General features: G+C 44.2%; 19 protein-coding genes and 2 tRNA genes. 12 read left to right on the top strand and 9 right to left on the bottom strand.

All coding sequences use genetic code 11. The features are described from left to right. Nucleotides 1-131 precede the first annotated feature (131 nt). The 5 genes from IQO02_RS15850 (at nt 132) to copI (ending at nt 7,662) form a co-directional block, all read left to right on the top strand. On the top strand, nt 132-596 hold the full coding sequence (locus tag IQO02_RS15850; RefSeq protein ID WP_016799591.1) for a hypothetical protein: 465 nt from the start codon (nt 132-134) through the stop codon (nt 594-596). A 99-nt stretch (nt 597-695) separates the two neighbouring features. Beyond that, complete coding sequence (locus IQO02_RS15845) at nt 696-2,138, top strand: TolC family protein (protein WP_016790290.1); 1,443 nt, start codon at nt 696-698, stop codon at nt 2,136-2,138. An 11-nt stretch (nt 2,139-2,149) separates the two neighbouring features. Beyond that, on the top strand, nt 2,150-3,889 hold the full coding sequence (locus IQO02_RS15840; protein WP_016790291.1) for an efflux RND transporter periplasmic adaptor subunit: 1,740 nt from the start codon (nt 2,150-2,152) through the stop codon (nt 3,887-3,889). Then, on the top strand, nt 3,886-7,029 hold the full coding sequence (locus tag IQO02_RS15835; RefSeq protein ID WP_016790292.1) for an efflux RND transporter permease subunit: 3,144 nt from the start codon (nt 3,886-3,888) through the stop codon (nt 7,027-7,029). The genes IQO02_RS15840 and IQO02_RS15835 overlap by 4 nt, the downstream gene beginning before the upstream one ends. Before the next feature lie 27 nt (nt 7,030-7,056). Continuing rightward, nucleotides 7,057-7,662 carry a copper-resistant cuproprotein CopI gene (copI, locus tag IQO02_RS15830; RefSeq protein WP_016790293.1) on the top strand — a complete coding sequence of 202 codons (606 nt, stop codon included), beginning with the start codon at nt 7,057-7,059 and terminating at the stop codon, nt 7,660-7,662. A gap of 107 nt (nt 7,663-7,769) precedes the next feature. Here copI and IQO02_RS15825 read toward each other — a convergent pair whose 3' ends face one another. Beyond that, nucleotides 7,770-8,027, bottom strand: coding sequence for a hypothetical protein (locus IQO02_RS15825; protein ID WP_010430319.1), 258 nt, complete (start codon nt 8,025-8,027; stop codon nt 7,770-7,772). A gap of 299 nt (nt 8,028-8,326) precedes the next feature. Between IQO02_RS15825 and IQO02_RS15820 the strand changes: the two genes are divergently transcribed. Beyond that, on the top strand, nt 8,327-10,612 hold the full coding sequence (locus IQO02_RS15820) for a glycoside hydrolase family 9 protein (RefSeq protein WP_016790294.1): 2,286 nt from the start codon (nt 8,327-8,329) through the stop codon (nt 10,610-10,612). Nucleotides 10,613-10,791: 179 nt separating this feature from the next. On the opposite strand, the gene IQO02_RS15815 is transcribed toward IQO02_RS15820, so the two are convergent. Both IQO02_RS15815 and IQO02_RS15810 read right to left on the bottom strand, forming a co-directional pair. Continuing rightward, nucleotides 10,792-10,866, bottom strand: a tRNA-Gly gene (locus IQO02_RS15815). Between the two features lie 38 nt (nt 10,867-10,904). Further along, nucleotides 10,905-10,979: transfer RNA gene (locus tag IQO02_RS15810), tRNA-Gly, on the bottom strand. A gap of 543 nt (nt 10,980-11,522) precedes the next feature. On the opposite strand from IQO02_RS15810, the gene IQO02_RS15805 reads away from it, so the two are divergent. From IQO02_RS15805 to IQO02_RS15785, 5 genes are all read left to right on the top strand, one after another. Then, nucleotides 11,523-12,686, top strand: coding sequence for a threonine/serine exporter family protein (locus IQO02_RS15805; protein ID WP_016788615.1), 1,164 nt, complete (start codon nt 11,523-11,525; stop codon nt 12,684-12,686). 179 nt (nt 12,687-12,865) lie between these two features. Then, a complete protein-coding gene (locus IQO02_RS15800) occupies nt 12,866-13,204 on the top strand; it encodes a zinc ribbon domain-containing protein YjdM (RefSeq protein WP_010430297.1) in 339 nt (112 codons plus the stop codon). Nucleotides 13,205-13,339: 135 nt separating this feature from the next. After that, on the top strand, nt 13,340-13,765 hold the full coding sequence (locus tag IQO02_RS15795) for an N-acetyltransferase (protein WP_010430294.1): 426 nt from the start codon (nt 13,340-13,342) through the stop codon (nt 13,763-13,765). A 43-nt stretch (nt 13,766-13,808) separates the two neighbouring features. Next, on the top strand, nt 13,809-14,240 hold the full coding sequence (locus IQO02_RS15790) for a GNAT family N-acetyltransferase (RefSeq protein WP_010430290.1): 432 nt from the start codon (nt 13,809-13,811) through the stop codon (nt 14,238-14,240). A 281-nt stretch (nt 14,241-14,521) separates the two neighbouring features. After that, the gene (locus IQO02_RS15785; RefSeq protein ID WP_010430287.1) at nt 14,522-15,073 is read left to right on the top strand and encodes a hypothetical protein; all 552 of its coding nucleotides are present in this window, start codon (nt 14,522-14,524) and stop codon (nt 15,071-15,073) included. Between the two features lie 80 nt (nt 15,074-15,153). On the opposite strand, the gene IQO02_RS15780 is transcribed toward IQO02_RS15785, so the two are convergent. The 6 genes from IQO02_RS15780 to IQO02_RS15755 all read right to left on the bottom strand — a co-directional run bounded on the left by IQO02_RS15780 (nt 15,154) and on the right by IQO02_RS15755 (nt 21,191). Beyond that, nucleotides 15,154-16,098: an ADP-ribosylglycohydrolase family protein gene (locus IQO02_RS15780; RefSeq protein ID WP_016789070.1), complete on the bottom strand. Its 945-nt coding sequence runs from the start codon at nt 16,096-16,098 to the stop codon at nt 15,154-15,156. 219 nt (nt 16,099-16,317) lie between these two features. Next, a complete protein-coding gene (locus IQO02_RS15775; protein WP_016788613.1) occupies nt 16,318-17,241 on the bottom strand; it encodes an amino acid ABC transporter permease in 924 nt (307 codons plus the stop codon). 177 nt (nt 17,242-17,418) lie between these two features. Next, complete coding sequence (locus IQO02_RS15770; RefSeq protein WP_171342228.1) at nt 17,419-18,228, bottom strand: transporter substrate-binding domain-containing protein; 810 nt, start codon at nt 18,226-18,228, stop codon at nt 17,419-17,421. 12 nt (nt 18,229-18,240) lie between these two features. After that, nucleotides 18,241-19,038, bottom strand: coding sequence for an amino acid ABC transporter permease (locus tag IQO02_RS15765; protein WP_010430277.1), 798 nt, complete (start codon nt 19,036-19,038; stop codon nt 18,241-18,243). Further along, complete coding sequence (locus tag IQO02_RS15760; protein WP_016788612.1) at nt 19,038-19,784, bottom strand: amino acid ABC transporter ATP-binding protein; 747 nt, start codon at nt 19,782-19,784, stop codon at nt 19,038-19,040. The genes IQO02_RS15765 and IQO02_RS15760 overlap by 1 nt, the downstream gene beginning before the upstream one ends. Nucleotides 19,785-20,042: 258 nt before the next feature. Then, nucleotides 20,043-21,191, bottom strand: coding sequence for an iron-containing alcohol dehydrogenase (locus tag IQO02_RS15755; protein ID WP_010430270.1), 1,149 nt, complete (start codon nt 21,189-21,191; stop codon nt 20,043-20,045). Nucleotides 21,192-21,383: 192 nt separating this feature from the next. Here IQO02_RS15755 and IQO02_RS15750 point away from each other — a divergent pair, with 192 nt between their 5' ends. After that, nucleotides 21,384-22,268 (top strand): AraC family transcriptional regulator, encoded by an 885-nt coding sequence (locus IQO02_RS15750; RefSeq protein WP_010430267.1) that lies wholly within the window; start codon nt 21,384-21,386, stop codon nt 22,266-22,268. Nucleotides 22,269-22,324 lie beyond the last annotated feature (56 nt).

Below are 22,324 nucleotides of genomic sequence, written 5' to 3'. Positions count from 1 at the left end.
TTGCTTGTTGAGTGTTCTTTTTGTCCATCTATTCAGCAACTACCATCAATTTCATCACATCTGTGTACTTCATCATTGACCTTACCCTAAGGGTAACCTTTATAGTTACCTTGAAAACCTAAAGGTAAGCTATGACAAACACATTCCGAAAAACTTGGATTATTGTTTTCAGCATCATTGCGATGTTGATGTCTAGCTATGCCTCAAGCTCCTCAGCCTTGATGACTGAAGTAATGATGATGGAAATGGGGTCGAGCAAATCGGCTTGTTACCACAGCGGTACTTCGGTTAATGATTCAATGGCAGGGTGTCATGTGATGAGTGAAAAAGTACACGCTGAAGACTCTAACATGAGTGCCCATGCTTTGATGGCTCAATACGATATGTCTTCAATGAGCGGAGACGGCAGTTCGATGATGGGTAACCATTGTTCGAGTGCCGATTGCTGTGCCTCAATGTGTTCTGCAAGTCCCTATCCAATTCAGGCTGTTCAAGCCGTTGATCAACTTTCCTTTTCATTAGCTCGTTTTCAATCGGTCACGATTGGCCAGAAAGTCGCACGTGCTCAATCTTTGTTACGCCCGCCCACTGCATAAATCTATATCTAAAAATACAGCTCTATCAGTTAGCTAAATCTGATAAGTCATTCTTTTTTATGCGCTAATTAGCGCTAGATATGGACATTCATTGTGAATATGAAACCAACAACCTCTGTGTTTGTCATGAACACGAGCTTAGTGGTTGCTGCTGCCTTGCCTATGGCCTTGTTTTCAAGTGCTACGCTCGCGGCTACCACTGCGTCAGCTTCAAATGCTCAAGATATTTCAGCACATGACCAAGCAAGTTCGACGCAGCAACTCAATACACTGATTGAGATTGCTTTAAGCGAAGATGGAAATCGCAAACAGTACTTTGCTCAGTCTCAAGCGATGCGAGAAACGGGCATTGCCAACGCGACCTTAATGGACCCGAAATTAAAAGTTGGATTTGGCGGTTTGCCTGTCGATAGCTTTCAATTCGACGAAGACCCGATGACTAATATATCGGTAGGGTTGATGCAGCAGTTTGAGCGTGGCGATACGCTTAACCTCCAACAGAAAAAGGCAGGCCAACAGGCTGATGCTTTAGCTTTGCAGGTGCAAGCAAGAGAATTGACGGTTGCGAATAGCATGACGCAGCTTTGGCTTGAATTGGGTTACCAGAAAGTCGCAGAAGGTGTTATGCGTGAAAATCGTCGTTTGTTGCTTGAGCTTGAAAATTATGTACAAACCAATTACTCGATTGGTAAAAGTGAAGCACAAGATCTGCTTAATGCTCAGCTTCAAGTGAGCAAGCTTGATGAGAAACTTCAGGCAAACCAACAGGTTCAACGACGTTTAATCTCTCAGCTTTCTGAATGGTTGGGTTCTGATTGGCTAGGCTCTCAGGTTCTTGATTCTCAGGGCACATTGAATGCAACTAACCAAATCGATTGGTCATTGTTAGAAAGCAAATTAGCGACCAATACCGATTCAACCAAGCACTACCAGCTACTGACTAACCATCCTTTGGTTAAGATCTCCGATGTCAGTATTTCCTCCAATCAAACTCAGGTTGAGTTAGCCGAGCAAGCTTATACCCCGCAGTTTGGGGTAGAAGTGATGTATGCGTACCGCCAAGCCAATAACATGGCGGGTGAACCTGCTTCTGATTTGGTGAGTGCTTATCTGACAGTCGACATTCCGCTGTTTACGGGGAATCGACAAGATAAAAACTTATCGGCTGCTCAGTATCAAGTTGGTGCGGCTAAATCTCAAAAAGACACCTTACTTTCCCAAATGAACGCGCAAGTGAACGCATTGCTGGTGGACAGATCAAATCTTATCCAGCGATTAGATCGCTATCAAACGTCCTTGCTTCCTCAAACCGCAGCCCGAATCAGCGCGGTTGAAAGGGGTTATCAAAACAATACCGCTCAGTTTAACGATGTCATTTTAACAACGACCGATGAGCTGGCGCTTAAGTTAGAGCAACAACGTTTGATCACCGATCTCAATATCGTTAACAGCAAACTGGCGGCGTTAATCAGTGGTTTTGAATACCAAGTAAACCAACCACAACTCAACTCAAGCGCAACTAAACATACAGCCAATCAATAAGGGAATAGACAATGAATACAGTAAAAGTAGCAACAATCGCTTTATTGGTCGGTGGTGCATTGGGGTTTGGTGTGAATCACTTTGTCGTTGGGTCAGCACATAACATGTCAGCAATGGCAACGAGTACAGACGCCGAAGTAAGTAAACAAACCAAGGATGAGCCTCTGTACTGGGTGGCTCCGATGGACCCAAATTATCAGCGAGACAAACCGGGGCAGTCACCAATGGGGATGGATTTAATTCCTGTTTATGCGGATGACTCAAGTGCGGGACCAGACAAGGCGGGAACTGTGTTTATCGACCCGTCGGTAGAAAATAATCTTGGTGTCAAAACAGCAACAGTTAACTTTGAAGCGTTGTCTCCTCGGATTGAAACCGTGGGTTATGTGGCGTTTGATGAAAGTACATTGTGGCAAACCAACGTAAGAGCAGCTGGCTGGGTTGAGAAGCTTTATATCAACGCAGTGGGTGAGAAGGTAAACAAAGGTGATGTGCTTTTCACACTCTATTCTCCAGAGCTTGTTAAAGCACAAGAAGAGTTGATCAGTGCTTATAAAACGGGTCGTAAAGGTTTGATCAAGGGCTCGACTGAACGCTTGATTACCTTGGGTGTTGATAAGACGCAAATCCGCGCTATTACGCGACAAGGCAAAGCTTCGCAAACCATTAAAATTAAAGCGCCAGCCGATGGTGTCATTGCAAGTCTGAATATTCGAGAAGGTGGTTACCTTTCACCAGCACAAGCGGTGATCAGTGCAGGCCCACTAGGGGAAGTATGGGTTGATGCCGAAGTGTTTGAGCGCCAAGCTCACTGGATCTCATCAGGCAGCAATGCGGTGATGACTCTAGATGCGATTCCCGGCAAAGAGTGGTTAGGTAATGTCGATTACGTTTACCCAATCCTTGACCCAAAAACTCGAACCTTGCGCGTTCGTTTGAAGTTCTCCAATCCTAATGGCGAGCTAAAACCGAACATGTTCGCCAATATTGCGTTGAAGCCAATCAGTGATGAATCTGTTCTTACTATCCCAAGATCGTCGGTAATTCATTCTGGTGGTATGACACGAGTAGTGTTGTCCGAAGGTGAGGGCAAATACCGTTCAGCACGCATTGAAGTCGGGCGTGAAGCTGACGAGAAGATCGAGGTGTTGCAAGGGCTTGAACAAGGTGAACATATCGTGACTTCTGCGCACTTCATGTTGGATTCTGAATCTAGCCAATCAGCTGATCTGTCGCGCATCAATGGTGTTGAGGAAGATGCTGAAACTGTATGGGCAAACGGTGAAGTTTCCGATGTTATGCAAGGCAGTCGCATGGTGACGATTAACCATCAGCCTGTTCCAGAATGGGATTGGCCGGGCATGGTGATGAACTTCACCTTTGCGGAAGGCTTGGACATGAGTGACGTGCAGCGTGGTAAGGCAATTGATTTTGAGATGAGAAAGACAGAGTCAGGGCAGTACGAGGTTGTTGATTACAAGGTCAACAAACACAAGATCGCTGGCGAAGTTTGGGTAACAGGTGACATCACTATGTTGATGGCAGATTTTGGCATGATCACCGTAAATCACAAGCCAGTGCCTGACTGGAATTGGAAGGCGGGTGAAATGAACTTCCAAGTAAGTGATGACCTTGATTTATCCGAGTTTACCGAGGGTCAAAGCATTCGGTTTCTAGTGGCGAAGCAAGGTTCTGATTATGTGCTCAAATCTCTTGAACCGACGAATAGCACGGGTGAGGGCGAACTATGATCAATGCAATCATTCGTTGGTCCATCAGTAACCGATTCTTGGTTCTGGTTGCCACGGTCGCCATCGTATTTGGTGGCTTATACAGCGTTAAAAATACGCCCGTCGATGCTATCCCAGATCTTTCTGATGTCCAGGTGATCATCAAAACCAGCTATCCGGGGCAAGCGCCTCAAGTAGTCGAAGATCAGGTGACTTATCCGCTCACAACGGCGATGTTAGCCGTTCCGGGTGCAGAAACGGTTCGTGGCTACTCGTTCTTTGGTGATTCCTATGTCTATATCATCTTCAATGACGATACCGATATGTACTGGGCGCGTTCACGAGTGTTGGAGTACTTAAGCCAAGTTGCACCTAACTTGCCATCGAGTGCGAAGCCAACACTAGGACCAGATGCAACTGGTGTAGGCTGGGTTTACAGCTATGTACTGCAAGACAAAACCGGTAAGCACGACTTAGCAGAACTTCGCAGTTTGCAAGATTGGTTCTTGAAGTATGAGTTGCAAACCGTAGAAGGTGTGTCTGAAGTTGCGACCGTTGGCGGCATGGTGAAGCAGTACCAAGTACAGATTGATCCTGCCAAGTTACGTGCATATGACCTGACGCTTCAGCAAGTCAACAAGGCAATCCAAGATGGTAATCAAGAAACAGGAGCGTCTGTTGTCGAGATTGCGGAAGCCGAGCACATGGTTCGTACAACCGGCTACCTCACAAGTATCGAAGACATTCAATCTTTGCCGTTAAAAGTGACCGACAAAGGTACTCCGCTGCTATTAGGTGACATTGCTGACATTAACCTTGGCCCGCAAATGCGTCGTGGTATCTCTGAACTCAATGGTGAGGGCGAAGCGGTTGGCGGCGTTATCGTGATGCGCTTTGGTGAAAATGCCAGTGAAGTGATCGCCTCGGTTAAATCCAAACTCGCTGAACTGCAAGCGGGCTTACCTGATGGTGTCGAGATTGTCGCGACTTATGACCGTTCAACTTTGATTGATTCAGCCGTTGAAAACCTATGGAAGAAGCTGGCTGAAGAGTTCATCGTGGTTGCGATCGTGTGTGCGCTGTTTCTGTTCCATATCCGTTCGTCGTTGGTTATCGCTCTAAGTCTGCCTGTCGGTATATTGGGTGCATTCATTGTGATGCATTGGCAGGGTATTAACGCCAATATCATGTCTCTTGGAGGGATTGCGATTGCGATTGGCGCCATGGTAGATGGTGCCATAGTAATGATCGAGAACGTTCATAAACACATTGAACGGACTCCGCTCACTGACAAAAACCGTTGGCAGGTAATTGGCAAAGCGGCAGAAGAAGTTGGTGCGCCACTGTTCTTCTCGCTCATCATCATTACCTTGAGTTTTGTGCCTGTGTTCGCGTTAGAAGGCCAAGAGGGCAAGATGTTCTCACCACTTGCATTTACCAAGACGTATGCGATGGCCGCCGCAGCCGGTTTGGCTATCACGCTTGTGCCTGTGTTAATGGGCTACTTTATTCGTGGCAACGTGTTACCTGAAAACAAGAATCCAGTCAACCGCAGTCTAGTGGCGATGTACAAGCCGCTTCTAAACCTCAGCCTAAAATATCCAAAGGTGATGATTGTTATCGCACTTGGCTTAATGGCGTCTGCCTATTACCCAACCAGCAAGCTTGGTAGTGAGTTCATTCCTCCTTTGGACGAAGGGGATTTGATGTACATGCCAACCACGTATCCGGGTATCTCAATAGGTAAGGCTCGTGAGTTGTTGCAACAAACCAACAAGCTCATCAAAACCATTCCAGAAGTCGAAACCACATGGGGCAAAATTGGTCGAGCAGAGACGGCAACCGATCCTGCACCGTTAACCATGATTGAAACCGTGATTCAGCTTAAACCGCGAGATGAGTGGCGTGACGGTGTCACTACGGAGTCGTTGCGTAAAGAGTTTGATGATCTGATTCAATTCCCCGGTTTGACCAACGCTTGGGTCATGCCAATCAAAACGCGTATCGACATGTTAGCGACCGGTATTAAAACGCCAATTGGTATCAAAATCGCAGGCCCAGATCTGAGCGTGATTGAGGATATTGGCTCTCAACTTGAACCTATCTTGAATGGTGTCAATGGCACGGCCTCTGTATACGCAGAGCGTGTTGCGGGTGGTCGTTATGTCACGATAGACATCAAACGCCGTTCTGCTGCGCGATATGGTTTGAGCATTAAAGAAGTGCAACAGGTTATCTCGACGGCGGTTGGTGGAATGAATGTGGGTGAAACTGTTGAGGGGTTAGAGCGTTACCCAATCAATGTCCGCTATCCACAAAGCTATCGTGATTCTGTCGTCAAGCTGCAGAACTTACCGTTAGTAACACCAAATGGAGCTCGCATCGCTCTATCGGACGTAGCAGATATTCGTTATGAAGATGGCCCTCCGATGATTAAAACGGAGAACGCACGTCCTAATGGTTGGGTATTCGTTGACATCGAAGGGCGTGACCTTGGCTCTTACGTGGCAGAGGCGCAGCAAGTCGTTGCCGAACAAGTTGTATTACCTGCGGGTTACTCGCTCGCTTGGTCTGGTCAATACGAATACATGGAGCGCGCGAAGGAGCGTTTGAGTGTCGTTGTGCCAATCACCATCGCCATCATCATGTTGTTGCTCTACCTAAGCTTCCGCCGTGTCGGTGAAGTGATGATGATCATGGCAACACTTCCTTTGGCTATGGTGGGCGGACTGTGGTTGATGCATTTCCTAAATTACAACTTCTCGATTGCGGTGGGTGTTGGCTTTATTGCACTTGCAGGCGTTGCGGTCGAGATAGGCGTGATCATGTTGGTTTATCTCAACCAAGCGTGGCACTACAAAAAGCTCGATGCAGAACAAAACCAACAAACGCTTCAACAAGCTGATCTAACCGATGCCATTAGAGAAGGCGCAGGACTGCGTGTGCGCCCTGTGATGATGACGGTTCTTACGGTGATCATTGGTCTCATTCCAATTATGTATGGCGAGGGTACTGGTTCGGAAGTGATGCAACGAATTGCCGCGCCGATGATAGGCGGAATGGCTTCTGCGCTGTTGCTTACCCTACTGGTGTTGCCTGCAATCTTTAAGCTCTGGAAACAGCGTGAGATTACGCACAGCCAAAGCGAGACAAACAAATAAATAACTGAATTAATCTAAGGAACGATCATGAAAAAGACACTAATTGCTATAGCTCTAACACTGACTACAGCAACCGCGTTTGCTGCAATGGACCATTCAGCTGGTGACCAATCAAATATGGATCAATCAGGTATGGATCATTCGATGATGAAGAGCGGAGAAATGGATCATTCAAAAATGGATCACAGTATGATGACGAGTGGAAAGATGGACCATTCAAAGATGATGAATATGGATGGAATGATGGACATGGAAGGTATGTCAGAAGTTGGGATGCCAGCTAAAGGCGCGAAGCCCGATAAAGTGGTTCATGTGCTGCTAAGTGATGATATGAAAATCACATTTAAAAACAAGGTCGATATAGAGCCAAATGACGTAGTGCAGTTTGTTGTGATGAATACCGGCAAGATTGATCACGAATTCTCGATTGGCTCTGCTTCAGAGCAATTGGAGCATCGTGAAATGATGAAAAATATGGGGAATCACGCCCATGATTCGGGTAGCACAGTTACAGTTGAGCCGGGTAAAGCGAAGCAGATGCTGTGGCATTTCCACGGTGATAATCAAGTCGAATTTGCCTGCAATATTCCAGGACATGCGGAAGCGGGCATGGCGAAGTCGATAACGCTTTAGGCATTATCTAATAGAGCTAGAAATAGCTGCTAGAAAAGTACTAAAACAGAAAGCTAAAAGATAAGTCTTAGCTCATCACGCTAGTTGAGACTTATCTTTCTTGGCCACTACTGTAATAGGATCGATGTTTCCAGTAAGTGGTGTGCTTCACCACTGAGGTGTGGTAGCTCTGACATGATCTTCTTAAGCTTGTCGTCGATCGATTCCACTTCATTCAAAGAACGAAACGCAAGCACGGCCTGTTCTGGTTCGCTGCTCACATAACCTTTCAACGTATTAAGCTGAATTTTGTTCGCATTTTCGACTTTTGACAGTGCGATATTGATTGCTTCTATGTTTATTGTTAACGCATTGTTTTTAAACATTTTTAATTATTTTTGGTTGTTGCTAATGCGCGCACATTAACACAACTGCTTTTTTGGATATTGACCAAGATTATTAAACCCGCACTTTTATGAAATCTGAGTTTAATTGAGAAGCACTAGCACAATATTGTTTTGGCTATCCATGCAATTGATTCATGAGCTTGTTCCTTAGTGTTAAACATCACAAGAAATCATAATATTTATTTTTACGAGTCCATTTTTTGCGAATGTTAACGCTCTATTATTGAATCTATTTCGCTAGTTTCTTTGGATATATGAAACATCTCTAAGGAATAATGATGCAAAAAGGAACGTTATCTCTCGCGATTATCATGATTTTATCTTCTGGAGCTATTCACGCAGAAGAGCAGATTAGAAATAGTCACTTTAAAGGCAATATGGATGGTTGGTGGAATGCTGGCGCCAACATAGTTACAGAAAGTAATGAAGCGTGTATTGATATAAAAAAACCAGGAAAGAATTCTTGGGATGTCATTTTAGGCCACAGTGGTATTGGTTTAGAGCAAGGTCAGAAATATCAGGTATCGTTCGATGCATATGCGAATATTGATACTGAGATGAAAGCCTTGATTCAACATGAAGGGCCTCCCTATACGCACTATTTTCTAACCGAAGTCGGTGTATCCGAAGACAAGCAAAACTATACGTTTGATTTTTTACAAGAGCTTGATAGTGATGCCGATACAGAGTTCCAGTTTCAGCTGGGCGCTCAGAAGGAAGGTATCATCTGTGTAGACAATGTTTCTGTCGTAGGTAAACCATTTGTCAAAGTGGCGACTAAGATGCCTATTCGAGCCAATCAAGTAGGTTTCTTACCGAAATCCGATAAATATGTCTTTGTTGAAAATACCTCGACGAAACCTTTGAAATGGACATTAGTCTCTCAATCAGGGATCAGCCTTGATCTCGGTAAAACAGAAGTATTCGGTTTGAATAAAGCGTCGGGCGAGCACATTCACCGAGTTAACCTTTCAAAATATACAGACACGATGAAAGGTTTAACGGTCAAGGTCGATGACGATGTCAGCTATCCATTCGATATTCGAAATGATGTTTATAGTAAGTTGAAGCTCGATGCTTTGTCTTACTTCTATCAAAATCGCAGCGGCATTGAAATAAAGCCAGAGTTCGTTCAACGTGAGGATCTTGCGAGGCCCGGTGGCCACATGTCCGATACTGCAACATGTTTTGATAAAGTTGATAGTTGGGGAAATAAATGGCCTGGCTGCGACCTGACTATTGATGCAACAGGTGGTTGGTACGATGCAGGCGATCATGGTAAATACACGGTGAACAGTGGCATCTCAACATGGACACTTCTGAACTTATACGAGCGAAGTCAGTTCCTAGAAAACAAATCACTTCCTTTTTCAGAGAGCAAAGTAAAAATCCCTGAAGCAACCAATGGCGTTAACCCGTTGTTGTCTGAAGCTCGCTGGAACATAGAGTTCATGTTAGCGATGCAAGTTGATTCTGACACGCCTATCGCCGTTCCTGTTGGTAATCAGTCTGCGAGTAAAAACCTCAAACTTACCGAAATTAACGCGAGAGGGTTGGCTTTTCACAAGATCGCGGATGAGTCTTGGACAGGCATGCCATTACCGCCACACAAAGATACTCAGAAACGCTATGTTGGTTATCCGACGACTGCGGCCTCATTGAATTTGGCCGCCATTGGTGCTCAGTGTGCACGTATTTGGAAAGATATCGACAGTGATTTCTCGCAGTTATGTTTGGATTCAGCGACCAAAGCGTGGAACGCCGCAAATCAACATCAAGATATCTATGCTTACGACAACTTCACGGGGTCAGGGCCGTATGATGATATCGAATTGAGTGATGAGCGATACTGGGCTGCGGCCGAGCTCTTTATCACAACCAATGATGAGGCTTATAAAGAGGTATTGGTTGATTCGCGACACTATCTTGAAGTGCCTAAAGGTAATATCAATGCCGATGGTGACATGTATTGGCAGTATATAGCGCCTGCGGGCACCGTGAGTTTAGCCGTGGTACCTAACTCATTGGACAACCAAGTTATTGAACAAGCACGTAAGAACATCATTAAAACGGCAGAATCTTATACTAAGCAAGTTGCCAATGAAGGCTACAACATCCCTTATACAGTCGAAGAGTATTCCTGGGGCTCAAACTCCAACCTTGTAAACCGAAGTATTTTTTTGATTTACGCTCACGATTTTTCTAATGATGTTCGATACATCAAAGCGGCGGCTAGTGCGATGGATTATATCCTCGGAGGTAACCCGATGAATATCTCTTATGTTACTGGTTATGGAACGAAACCTGCTGAGAATCCTCATCATCGATTCTGGGCTTACGCTGCTGATGAAAGTTCACCAAAACCAGCGCCGGGTGCGTTAATTGGAGGCCCAAATTCGGTAAGTTTTAGTGATCCTATTGCCGCTGTGATGAAAGGCAAGTGTGTTGGACAAACGTGTTACAGCGATAATATTGGAGCTTGGACGTTGAACGAGATAACCATCAACTGGAATGCGCCGCTTGTCTGGGTCGCGTCTGCTTTAGATGAAGGAAAGCTTGATTGAGGTAATCAATTAAATTAAGAATATTCAAAGAGTAATATCATTTGGTATTGCTCTTTTTTAATACAAAAAATCACACAGTGAAGTGCGTAGTTTTAATTGTTTTAGGTTTTGAAGCTAAGAGGAGATGGTGGATCTAAAGGGGTACTGTAAATAAAGAGAATTTGAAACTAAACAGAAGTTGGAGCGTGCAGCGGGAATCGAACCCGCATCATCAGCTTGGAAGGCTGAGGTAATAGCCATTATACGATGCACGCACACTGTCTTAAGAGTAAGACTGAGGCATCAAGAAGACTGGAGCGTACAGCGGGAATCGAACCCGCATCATCAGCTTGGAAGGCTGAGGTAATAGCCATTATACGATGTACGCACATCGTCTTAACGAGTTTGATAATGCCACATCTAACTGAAAACGAAACCTTTTTCTTTCATTTTTATTCTAAGTGCTCGCATAACCACCACTCCGCTAGTTTTTCAATCATATCTGGCGTTTTGAGAGTGAATAAAATGTGACTAAACTCTCGTTAAGCAGGAGGCTCTCAAATAACCGTTATCTAGATAACCATTATTTGTAATAGGGAAGCGTTTCATTCGATTCGATAAAGTTACATTGGTGGCCATTTATATCCCAAATAGGTCCAAAGTAAGAGCAAAGTTCGAGGTTACGTGTGTTAACACAAATTGATTCTAAACCGAATTTTCGAGTATTTTAATAACAGTGTGGATGCATAGTTTTAACTTTCGAACGATGCGTTATATTCATTAAACTAATTACAAATAAGTAGAGTTATCGATGCTTCTAAGTCTTTGACGAAAAAAGTAACGAGTTCAGTTGATAATTCACGCAAAAGCCTCGTCATTCCGTCTATCGTTTGGTACATTTGCCGCACATTTTGTCTCCCCTAAAATACCCATGCCTTCTCAGTTCCGAATTAACAAAATTGTTGAAATTGGTGACACTCTTCACCGCAGTGGTTGTGCTCCTTACAAGCTAGAGAAATACACCCAATTCTATGCAAAAAAGCATGGTGTGGATGTGATGATCCAAGCTACGCCAACTGCGATTAACTATCAATTTCCAGACGATAACAACGCCGTTATTCTTAAGCGTCTAAAGCCTGCGTCAATTAACCTGAGTTTGTTGGCAAATACCATCATTCGTATTAACCAACCGAGCAGTGAGCCTGTACCAGAGCCTGTCGGGTACTCTAAGTTTGTGACGGCACTTGCCAATATGGGTATTCCGCCTGCGTATTTGATGCTGGTGGGCAGTACGTTGGAAGCGGTTGGCTTTTCTGCGTTATTGGGTTTGATGGTTTGGGTCTGTCAGCAATTTCTTCATTCACGTCGCGCTATCGCGGTTGAATTCATCTCGGCACTGCTAACGGGTATCTTTGTGGCGTTTCTGGCAAGTACAGGGTTGCCGATTCCGGTGTGGGCGTTGTGTATCGCCTCGATCGTCTTGTTCGTCCCCGGATTATCGATAGCTAACGCATTAGAATGTTTGGCGTTTAACGATCTCGTCTCGGGTACCAGTTTATTAGGGCAGAGTGCCTTAACACTGATAAAGCTGTTTGTTGGGATAATCATGGGGCTCAATATTGGTGAAGCGATATGGGGACAAGCGGTCTCCATCGACTATACCAATGCGGTACCAATGTGGATGCATATATCTGGCTTGGTGCTGATCTCTGTATCTATCGGTGTGATGTTCAATGCGCGCCCTAAAGACATCTTGCTTGGCTTACCAGTTGCGGTTCTTGGTATGTGGGGCCCGTTCTATCTAGGTTTTGATAGTGGTTGGGTTGTCGGTACTTGGGTAACCACAGTTCTTATCACTTTATACGGGACTTGGATTGCTAAAAAAATGGAGCTCACGGGGTCTATTTACATCGTGCAAGGCATTATCATTTTGGTTCCGGGTAGCCGCGTGCTGGTGAGTGCCAGCCAATCGGTGTTCGAGCAGTCTATCTTGCCGATCCCGAGTATTGGTTTATCGGCGCTGTTTATGTTCTCCGCGATTGTGGCAGGGCAAATCACCGCGTATTCGATCTACTCACCAAAAGTAGAGCGTTAATCCGTTCCGGTTCTCCAGTCTTTAAACAAACACAGCTTAACGGCTGTGTTTGTTCGTTTTAGGTGCTGTTCTTTTCTACGTTAAATTACGCTGCCGAAAATTGGTTCGATTTGTGCTCGCTAAGCCTGACAAGAGTCATTAAAATGGGGACAAATTCTATTTAAATGAAGTATTAACGTATGTCTTTACCTCCTTGTCCGCAATGCCAATCTGAATATGTCTACCCAGACCAAAACAACCTAATCTGCCCTGAGTGTGCCTATGAGTGGAACCCAGAAGAAGAGCGTTTAGAAAGAGAAGCCGCGCGTGTAAAGGACGTGAATGGTGTTGTATTAGACACTGGCGATAAAGTTACCTTCATTAAAGATCTAAAAATTAAAGGCAGTTCTTCTGTACTGAAAATAGGCACTAAAGCGGTAATCAGACGAATTAGTGAAGGCAAAGATCATCAGTTAGATTGCAAGCTGGATGGTGGCGGTGAAATGCTCGTTACGGCGAAATACGTTAAGAAACAATAGCGGCCAATGGTATTGGTCTATCATTACCGTTCAATAATTCTGACTGGGACATTGTCGTAAATCTTCAATGAATTTACGTCGCTTCTTGGCATATTGGTTCGCAGTTTAAACAATATTAATTGCCTGAGAATTAAGATGATTAGAGAGTACAACCCAGCCGATATTGAAGCCGTTTTAAATCTTTGGTTAACCGCCTCGATAAAAGCCCATGACTTTGTGACTCCTGAGTTTTGGGAGTCGCAAGTGGCTAATATGCGCGACCTATATATTCCTGCATCACAGAGCTATGTGTATCAAGTCAATGGTCAGGTTCGCGGCTTCTATTCACTTTACGAAGGGATACTAGCGGCGATCTTTGTCCGCCCTGAGCATCAAGGGAGTGGCATCGGGAAACAGCTCATGCAACATGCCAAGCTTGAATGTCCGAACTTGTTATTGAATGTGTACAAAGAGAATCAAGCGACCATTGAGTTCTACCTTTCTCAAGGTTTTAAGATCGTAAGTGAACAAGCCGATGAGCACACAGGGCATCAAGAGTACACCATGTATTGTAGGGCTTAGTCAGACGATTAGTTGGCGGGAATAGGATTTATATGGAGATATTTTGAAGTATTCGATAAGACCCGCTCAGTCATCAGATTATGAATTTCTGTTCGATCTAAAAAAAGCCGCGGAGTTTGAGCCAATCAAGGCTGTATTTGGTTGGGATGAGCAAGTTCAACGAGATATACACGCCGAAGAGTGGGCTGAAGAACGGCCCGAGATCATTGAACATCAAGGCAAAGCGATTGGCAGTGTGTTACTTCAAGACAAAGACGATCACTTCTATTTTTGCCGATTCTTTTTGTTACCTGAGTATCATGGAAAGGGCATTGGTAGCCAAGTTTTAACGGATTGCTTAGCTCAAGCAGCCAAACTCAATAAGCCTGTGGCGTTGTGTTATTTACAAGGTAATCGAGTTGGGGAGTTGTACTTGAGGTTTGGCTTTGAAATCACCTCGCAAAACGACCAGTTTGTCTATATGTGGCGTAAATAGATATTCTTTAAACGGATAACATTTAAACGACTGGCATAAAAATGCATTCATAGACATGGGAGGTGTATCAACAAACGCCTCTTAGTTAACAATGAACAACTTGAAGAGATCTTCCTTGAAAGTGACTCTATTGGGTAAATCAAAGTGGAGAGTTTTTATGTTAGTTATTGATAAATAAAACAATGTTAACAATATCACTCTTTTATAAATTTGTGGTTGGAGTCTTTGTTTTTAATGATAGTGTCTGCGCATGATTTCATTGATAATAATAAAGGCTTTATATGAAACGTTTTTTAATTGCTGCATTGGCTATCGGGATTACTGGTTGTAAAACACTTCCAAATACAGCTACAGATACATTGTCAGAACCACAGGGAAATGGTGCACTCGCTATTGCAACGATTATCTCTAAGCACGACTCGACATACCCATGTGAAACCTTCGTATTTGATTTAAAAGAAAAAATTGATGGGAACTTGGTTGGTTCTGAACCACAAACCCTACGTATGTTTGTATATGAAGACGCTAAATACGCACTGTTTGATGGTATCAAACCGGGAAATTACATCTTAACGCAGTTCCGATGCAATATGCGTCGTGGCCTTGCTGTCAATGGTGGTAAATCATTTCTTAGCGTTGACTTAGGTATTGAGCATACCATTAAGGAGAACGCTGTAACGGTCTCTCCACTGTTTGTTTATGCGACTCAACAGAAAGACCGTTTTTTCAATGTGCAAGTTGACTTGTGGGAACAGAAAGATGTTGAACCTTTTCAGGAATTGTTGACGAACGAAGTGAGCAATAAATGGGAAGTCAGTGATTTTGAAGGCTAGCTGACTGGATGATTCGTTGATTAGATGACTATGGCACCTTTACGTTATTGCCATAGTCATTGATTCTTGAACGAAAAATGTTATTCAATCGGCAGAGACAATACACCGCCATTAAGGTTTACCTTACTAAGCCACTCAGTTGGAATCGCGCCATCTTCTTCGTAGAAACACGCCGCTAATACCGCGCCAATCACAATTGCACGCCCGCAACTGTCACCGCCACATAAGATGTTGTCGCGAATGCCTTGTTTATAATTCTGAGCACCCGCAATGATGCGAATCAGCAGTGGGAACGCGGCACTCAGTTCACAATGCAGTCCAAACTTCTTCGCGGCATCTGTTATTGAAAGCTCAGGTTCAGCCAGTGCTTCATCGATTTGATCGTGTATAAACTTGCTGCAGGTTTGTCTTACCATTTCTACCGATTGTAGTGGTGAATTACCTTGTATCGCAGCTTGAATCAGTAGGGTGATGGCTTGTGCCCACTCTACCGCTTTATCGTTATTGTTGGTGACTCGCACTGCGCTATCGACCATCGCTGGTAAAGTGTGAGAAGTGTAAGTACACGCCACCAAAGGAATTAGCTTTGAAACAGCAGGTAGCTGGGTGTCATCTGAGCCACAAGCAGTGATTGGGGCATCAGCTAGCTCTAATTGATGTATGTTCAGCAAGCTCATACGAGTGGCTTTATCAATGTAGCCTTGCCAGCTGCCACCAAAATCAAACCAGAAGCGGAAGTGTTTAATGTAACTCGCTTCATTGTACTGTTGATTGTCGACTAGGCTGTCGACCATCGCCAATAACTGAGCACCGTATTGCGATTGATCGCCTGCGGTTTTTCCTTGGTGCGCGAAATATCCTTTGTCTTGATAATCGAACTGGTTTGGCGAACGAAATTCTGGCTCAAAGCCAGCTACCTGTAAGATCCTCTCTTGGTCATACAGCCAATGCAGCCCCATTGAAGCAGCGTCTCCAACCAATGCGCCCACAACGGCGCAAAAAGCTCTTTGTTTATGATTGTCCATGCTGAGTGAAGTCCTTGAGAAGAATCAATGAAATTGGGTACTGAAAGTATAGTGTTTAAATGAGGGGTTTGCTGTGTTTCGATAGATAGTTTTTAGCGAATTAATCCTGATTGGTCAATGAGTTAAACCAATCAGGTTAAGTTGATGAATATTATCAATTAGGTGTTGATGTTGGCCATCGATCTGACGCTCGAATTCACGCGAAAATAAACATTAATTTTAACGGTTAAGGTAAACACTCGAACGTTGTTCGATGACTTTGAAAATACGTGAAAGCGTGAAACATAGTGCGAAGTAAACCGCGCCTACAATCAGCCAGATCTCGAAGATCAAACCGGAAGAGTTCGCCATTTCGGTGCCAACAAACGTCATCTCTTGAATAGAAATCAGTGACACAATTGAGGTGTCTTTTACTAGCGAAATTGCCTGACCTGCCAAAGGTGGCGTAATCGCCGTTAATACCTGAGGGCCAACTACAAATCGATATTTAGAGAATGCCGACAACCCGAGTGAATCAGCCGCTTCCCATTGCCCTTTAGGAATGCTTTCTAAACCAGCTCGAATCACTTCAGCGATATAAGCTGAAGAGAGCAGGCCAATACAGATAACACCAGAGGCTAAGTTTTCCCAAAGGTTTGCGGGCCCAAATAGGAAATCTTGAACAGCGTTAATTTCTCCATTGTGTTCACGTAAAATGCTTTCTAAACCAAGTAGAGGGATCAGCTGGTTAGAGACAAAGAAGTAAAAGATAAACACAAATACCAATGGCGGAATATTTCGAACCAATTGAATGAAAATCAACGCAGGTGTTTTGAAGAAAGCGATCTTAGAGTGTCTTGCTATCCCTAACAAGGTACCGAAAGAGAGCGCTAACACCATGCTCCACAAGCTCAAACGCAATGTTGCGACCAAGCCTTGGAAGAAGTAAGGAATACTGCCTTGAGAAGGTGGAATAAAAATTAATGTGAACGCGTCTTCCCATCGCCACTGATAGTTGATACCGACAGAAGAACGATAATAAAGCCAACCTGCGAACGCACAAATGATGGCAAACAACACTCCATCTAATAGATTGAGGCGTTGATACCAAGGCTTCGTGTGAAGGTTGGGCTTGGGCGTTGATAATGCGCTAGTACTACTCACGTCATTCCTGTTTAAACATTAATTATTATTGGGTTGTTGCTTGGATCTAAAACGAATCAAATAAAGCTACTTAAAAAGGCTACTTAAGTTTTCGATGAGAAGGCAGTGCAAACAGCGCACTGCCTTTATTTAGATTCGACAGATTAGCTCATATTAAAAAATGAGCTCAGTTTCATATTACTGACCTTGAGCAATCTGATCTTGCCAATCTAGAGTAGAGAACCAGTACTCGTAACGGTCTTTCAACCAACCGTCTTCAGTACGTGCTTTGATCCACGCGTTGAAGAACTCAGTTTTGTCTGTTTCACCTAGGCGCACAGCAAATGCTTCATTACCTTTTGATATGCGTTCTTCAAATGGGATGAATAGAGTGTCTGCGTTTTTGATTGTTTCGTGCTCAGGTTTCGGGCTAGATGCGATAACCGCGTGTGCATTGCCGTTTAGCACTTCTTGGAACGCTTGAGCATCGTCATCGAACTGAAGTACTTTCGCTTTCGGGAAAGTTTCACGAGCCACTTGAACCGTGAATGCGCCGCGACGTGCTGCAATTTTCACACGACGAGAATCGAAATCAGAGATCTGTGTAAAGCCTTCAGCTAGTTCCTTGTTTGCTGCTAATTGAACACCTGAATGAGAGTAAGGTTCAGTAAACAGCACACTCTTAGAGCGTGCTTCAGTGATCGATAAACCACCGATGATCACGTCAAACTTGTTCGACAGTAGAGAAGGAATAATCCCATCCCACGCCGTCGGTACGAACTCAACTTTCCAGCCTGAATCTTCAGCGAGGCGTTTTGCCACATCGATTTCAAAGCCAACAAGGTCGCCCTGTTTGTTACGCATTGCCCAAGGTACAAAAGTCGACATACCAACACGTAGAGAGCCACGTTCGTTGATTTTATCTAGGTTTGGCGTTTCAGAAGCAAGTGCAGGCAAACTTACGGCAAGCGCAAGTAGAGCTGTAATTGCGGTTTTAAATAGCTTCATGCTGATAAATCCTTATTGTGTTCGCCAGTTAGCTCCGAGCTTATGCTCAAGCCAAGCTGCAACGGCAGAAAGTGAAAGTGTAAGAGCAAGATAGATGATCGCCACAGAGAACCAAATCTCAAATGGCATCGCGGTTTCAGAAACGATGTTTCTGGCTTCGGTTGTTAGGTCGAAAATTGCCATGACACTCACAATCGAAGAATTTTTAATAAGAGATATGACTTCATTTGTCAAAGGTGGCAAGGTGCGTTGAATTACCTGAGGAAGAATCACATCCCAATAAGTATAGGTCTTTGATAAGCCCAAAGATTGAGCGGCTTCAAATTGTCCTTTTGCAATACCGTTCAGACCAGCCCTAAATATCTCAGCGGTATATGCACCTTGGAAAAGTGCTAAGGCTAAAACGGCTGTGCTAAAACGATCCAGCCCTAATACGGGGCCAAACACAAAATAGAGCAAATAAATTTGTACCAATAGTGGGGTATTGCGAATCAACTCGACATAACTGGTGGCTAAAGTGCGTCCAACTACGGAATTTGAATTTCGTAGCAAAGCTGTAGTTAAACCAATAACTAGCGTAGCGACCAAAGAAATCAAAGAGATATTGATGGTAACGAGTAGCCCCTCCATCAATTCTGCAGGCCACCATTCGCCGTCTTCATAAAAGGCAATGTAGTCGGGCACGCGTTCCCACTGCCAGCTGTATCCCATGGCTTGTGCGCCAGAATCGAGGATCCAGATAACAGCTGCCGCGAGTACAACAATTTGTACTAACGCAGATAGGGCAGGCTTCACTATTTTAAGCAGCATCAGTAAGTCAGAATCTGATTTAGGAACGCTTGAGTACGCTCGTGTTGAGGATTCTCGAACAGGCATTGTGGTGTATTGGATTCCACGATTTGTCCTTCATCCATAAATATGACACGGTCGGCAACACGCTTTGCAAAGCCCATTTCATGTGTCACACACACCATGGTAATCCCTTCACTGGCAAGCTCAACCATCACATCAAGCACTTCATTGATCATTTCCGGATCAAGCGCAGATGTTGGTTCATCAAACAATAGAAGTTCAGGCTTCATACAAAGAGAGCGAGCAATCGCAACACGTTGTTGTTGGCCACCAGAAAGCTGAGCTGGGTACTTATTCGCTTGCTCTGCAATGTGTACACATTCGAGATAATGCATCGCCGTTTTCTCTGCTGCTTCTTTGCTTTTCTTGAGCGTACGAATCGGAGACAGAGTCAGGTTTTCAAGCACAGTAAGATGGGGGAATAAATGGAAGTGCTGAAACACCATTCCAACCTGGCCAGGAGTGTTGAAATTACACGGGAGCGCTTGTTCTAGCACGGAAAGCTCGCCACTCTCGAAGGGTTCTAGCTGATTGATACAGCGGATCAAGGTTGATTTACCCGAACCAGACGGTCCGCAAATCACCACTATTTCTCCCTGCTCAATCTTTAAATCGATATCCTTTAGGGCATGAAAACCACCATACCACTTGTTAAGTGACTTAAACTTAACCATTTCCTTGAGATTGTTCAAATCGTTGTTCATACCTAGTAAAGAGACAGGTTTACCTTAACAATATAGAAATGTGATTGCACATAAAATTAAGAGCTTATGAGAATTTAATAACATCATGTAGGGCAAACAAAAAAACAGCGCCCAAATTGAGCACTGTTTTTTGATGTACGAGATAATAAAGAAATTAGTTCAGTGTGACGGCACAAATCATGTTTTGTGATTTATCACACTGACCGCATCAGCTTTGATTTATCGTTTACCCTATCTTTCTTATAGTTTTAGCAATTCTTATTGAATTGCAGACTCTAAGATTTCACGTGTTTTTGCTGGCGTGATCGCTTTGTTCTCGCCCAGCTCTAGGTAACCGTGAGATTCAAGTTGAGCGACAACTTTATCGACTGCTGCTGTTTTATTTGTTTCATAGCCATCGAACTGAGTTGGTACATCTAGGCTGTGGTAGAACGCTTCGATTGCATCGATAGTGCGTTCTGCTAGATCAGCTCCTGCTTCTAGGCCAAATACGTTACGACCCATTTGCTCTAGCTTGCCGCGCTTCGCTTCGATTTGGTTGCGAAGTAATGAAGGTTGAACGATCGCAAGAGAGCGAGCGTGGTCGACGTGCCATAGTGCTGTGAACTCATGACCAATCATGTGCGTTGCCCAATCTTGAGGAACACCTGTACCAATTAAGCCATTGAGCGCTTGGTTTGCTGTCCACATTAGGTTTGCACGCCATGCGTCGTTGTCACGCTCGTCATATTGCTTGCCAAGCACAAGTAGGTTTTTCAGCAGTGTTTCTGCGTAACCATCTTGAACCATCGCGTTTGTTGGCATTGTGATGTACTGCTCACATACGTGTACCCAAGCATCAACCAAACCGTTAATCAGTTGGCGTTCTGGAAGAGACTTCATTACATCTGGGTCCATAACCGCAAACTTAGGTTGAACAGCAGGGTTCATGAAGGCCAGTTTTTCTTGTGTCTCTTTACGAGTGATTACCGCACCCATGTTAGATTCAGAACCTGTCGCAGGAAGCGTAAGTACTGCGCCAATTGGTGTCGCTTCTGTTACCTGGTGTTTACCCGCTAAGATGTCCCAACCGTCGCCGTCGTATTTAGCCGCTGCAGCAACGTATTTAGAACCGTCGATTACTGAACCACCACCAACAGCGATAATGAACTCTACGTTTTCTTCTTTAGCAAGATTGACTGCTTTGTCTAATGTTTCTTTTGTTGGGTTCGCTTCAACGCCAGAGAACTCAATCCAAGCGTGATCTTTAAGTGAAGCGACTACTTGATCGTAAACGCCGTTGCTTTTGATTGAACCGCCACCGTAGATGACAAGTACTTTCTTTGAAGTATCAACCGCTTGGCTGATAGCGTTGATTTGGCCTTGACCGAAGTGGATAACAGTAGGATTAACATAAGTGAATTGCATTCTAAGTTCCTTGTGTAAAGCTGAATTTATTATTTTGGTTCATTGCTCAATTTCTATATTTGCATATTAGTACAGTAAATCAGGGTAATGAAGAGCTGATTCTCCAAATAAATTGCCTATTTCTACAAAATTGATATTCTAATCTACTCTAGTTTACATATTCTTAGCACTTGGAATGGAAAGTCGCCACTTATGAAAACACTCGCGCATTTATTACAGTCTTATGTAGAACACAAAGGTTGGGATGATCTTGAAGGAATCAGAGAAACTGAAATTGGCGGTGTATGGCTGTACAGGAGCAGTGTCGGGAATCTGCGTCAACCCTTCACTTACCAATCAGGTATTATCATGCTCGGACAAGGTAAAAAGAACATCTATATTGGTGACAGGCCTGTCACATATGCTGCGGGCGACTATCTAGTTGTCGGTGTGCCAATGCCATTGGAGTGCGAAGCCTTGCCTGTTAATGGTGAGCCATTGCTTGGTTTGTCGATCAGTATCGACTCTCAGCGCTTGCATAGCTTAGTCAAAAAGCTCGAAGACCAAGGCTTCCTAGAGAGCTACTGCAACAAGCACAAACAGAATTCGAGTGGCTTAGAATCGACGCCAATGGAAGAGCAGATGCTAGAGAGCTTTACTCGGTTGGTCAAAATGCTGCATTGCGACATCGAAGCCAACATATTGGGTGATGCCATGGTGACGGAAATTGTCTACCGCGCATTAACCGGTACAGAAGGGCGTGTGCTGTTTGACTTAGCTCATCATGACGGCCATTACGCACGTGTCGCTAAAGCGCTGTCTAAAGTGCATGAAGAGTATGACCAAACCATCACTGTTCAATCGCTTGCCGACGAAGCCAACATGAGTGTGTCTGCCTTCCATAATGCTTTTCGTAATGTCACCTTTGAGTCACCACTTCAATATTTGAAAAAGGTAAGACTCAACAAAGCCAAAGAACTGATTCAGCTAGAAGGCCTTCGTATCAGCGATGCTGCACGTCGAGTCGGTTATTCGAGCCCATCCCAATTCAGCCGTGAATTTAAGCGTCACTTCAATACCACGCCAAGAGCGGTGTAGTTTTTCTTTCTAGAAAGCGTTACTACTTGGTTCACAACCACTTTTCTCATGTATTT

It is taken from the genome of Vibrio sp. OPT24, assembly GCF_015163545.1.
In the GTDB taxonomy this organism is placed as follows: Bacteria; Pseudomonadota; Gammaproteobacteria; order Enterobacterales; family Vibrionaceae; genus Vibrio; species Vibrio cyclitrophicus.
This window is presented reverse-complemented; position numbering and strand designations above follow the sequence as displayed.

What these genes read in the sequence shown, in the direction of transcription:
- IQO02_RS15850 (WP_016799591.1), top strand. Translation starts at nt 132, where the DNA reads ATGACAAACACATTCCGAAAAACTTGGATTATTGTTTTCAGCATCATT.
- IQO02_RS15845 (WP_016790290.1), top strand. Translation starts at nt 696, where the DNA reads ATGAAACCAACAACCTCTGTGTTTGTCATGAACACGAGCTTAGTGGTT.
- IQO02_RS15840 (WP_016790291.1), top strand. Translation starts at nt 2,150, where the DNA reads ATGAATACAGTAAAAGTAGCAACAATCGCTTTATTGGTCGGTGGTGCA.
- IQO02_RS15835 (WP_016790292.1), top strand. Translation starts at nt 3,886, where the DNA reads ATGATCAATGCAATCATTCGTTGGTCCATCAGTAACCGATTCTTGGTT.
- copI (WP_016790293.1), top strand. Translation starts at nt 7,057, where the DNA reads ATGAAAAAGACACTAATTGCTATAGCTCTAACACTGACTACAGCAACC.
- IQO02_RS15825 (WP_010430319.1), bottom strand. Translation starts at nt 8,027, where the DNA reads ATGTTTAAAAACAATGCGTTAACAATAAACATAGAAGCAATCAATATC.
- IQO02_RS15820 (WP_016790294.1), top strand. Translation starts at nt 8,327, where the DNA reads ATGCAAAAAGGAACGTTATCTCTCGCGATTATCATGATTTTATCTTCT.
- IQO02_RS15805 (WP_016788615.1), top strand. Translation starts at nt 11,523, where the DNA reads ATGCCTTCTCAGTTCCGAATTAACAAAATTGTTGAAATTGGTGACACT.
- IQO02_RS15800 (WP_010430297.1), top strand. Translation starts at nt 12,866, where the DNA reads ATGTCTTTACCTCCTTGTCCGCAATGCCAATCTGAATATGTCTACCCA.
- IQO02_RS15795 (WP_010430294.1), top strand. Translation starts at nt 13,340, where the DNA reads ATGATTAGAGAGTACAACCCAGCCGATATTGAAGCCGTTTTAAATCTT.
- IQO02_RS15785 (WP_010430287.1), top strand. Translation starts at nt 14,522, where the DNA reads ATGAAACGTTTTTTAATTGCTGCATTGGCTATCGGGATTACTGGTTGT.
- IQO02_RS15780 (WP_016789070.1), bottom strand. Translation starts at nt 16,098, where the DNA reads ATGGACAATCATAAACAAAGAGCTTTTTGCGCCGTTGTGGGCGCATTG.
- IQO02_RS15770 (WP_171342228.1), bottom strand. Translation starts at nt 18,228, where the DNA reads ATGAAGCTATTTAAAACCGCAATTACAGCTCTACTTGCGCTTGCCGTA.
- IQO02_RS15765 (WP_010430277.1), bottom strand. Translation starts at nt 19,038, where the DNA reads ATGCTGCTTAAAATAGTGAAGCCTGCCCTATCTGCGTTAGTACAAATT.
- IQO02_RS15760 (WP_016788612.1), bottom strand. Translation starts at nt 19,784, where the DNA reads ATGAACAACGATTTGAACAATCTCAAGGAAATGGTTAAGTTTAAGTCA.
- IQO02_RS15755 (WP_010430270.1), bottom strand. Translation starts at nt 21,191, where the DNA reads ATGCAATTCACTTATGTTAATCCTACTGTTATCCACTTCGGTCAAGGC.
- IQO02_RS15750 (WP_010430267.1), top strand. Translation starts at nt 21,384, where the DNA reads ATGAAAACACTCGCGCATTTATTACAGTCTTATGTAGAACACAAAGGT.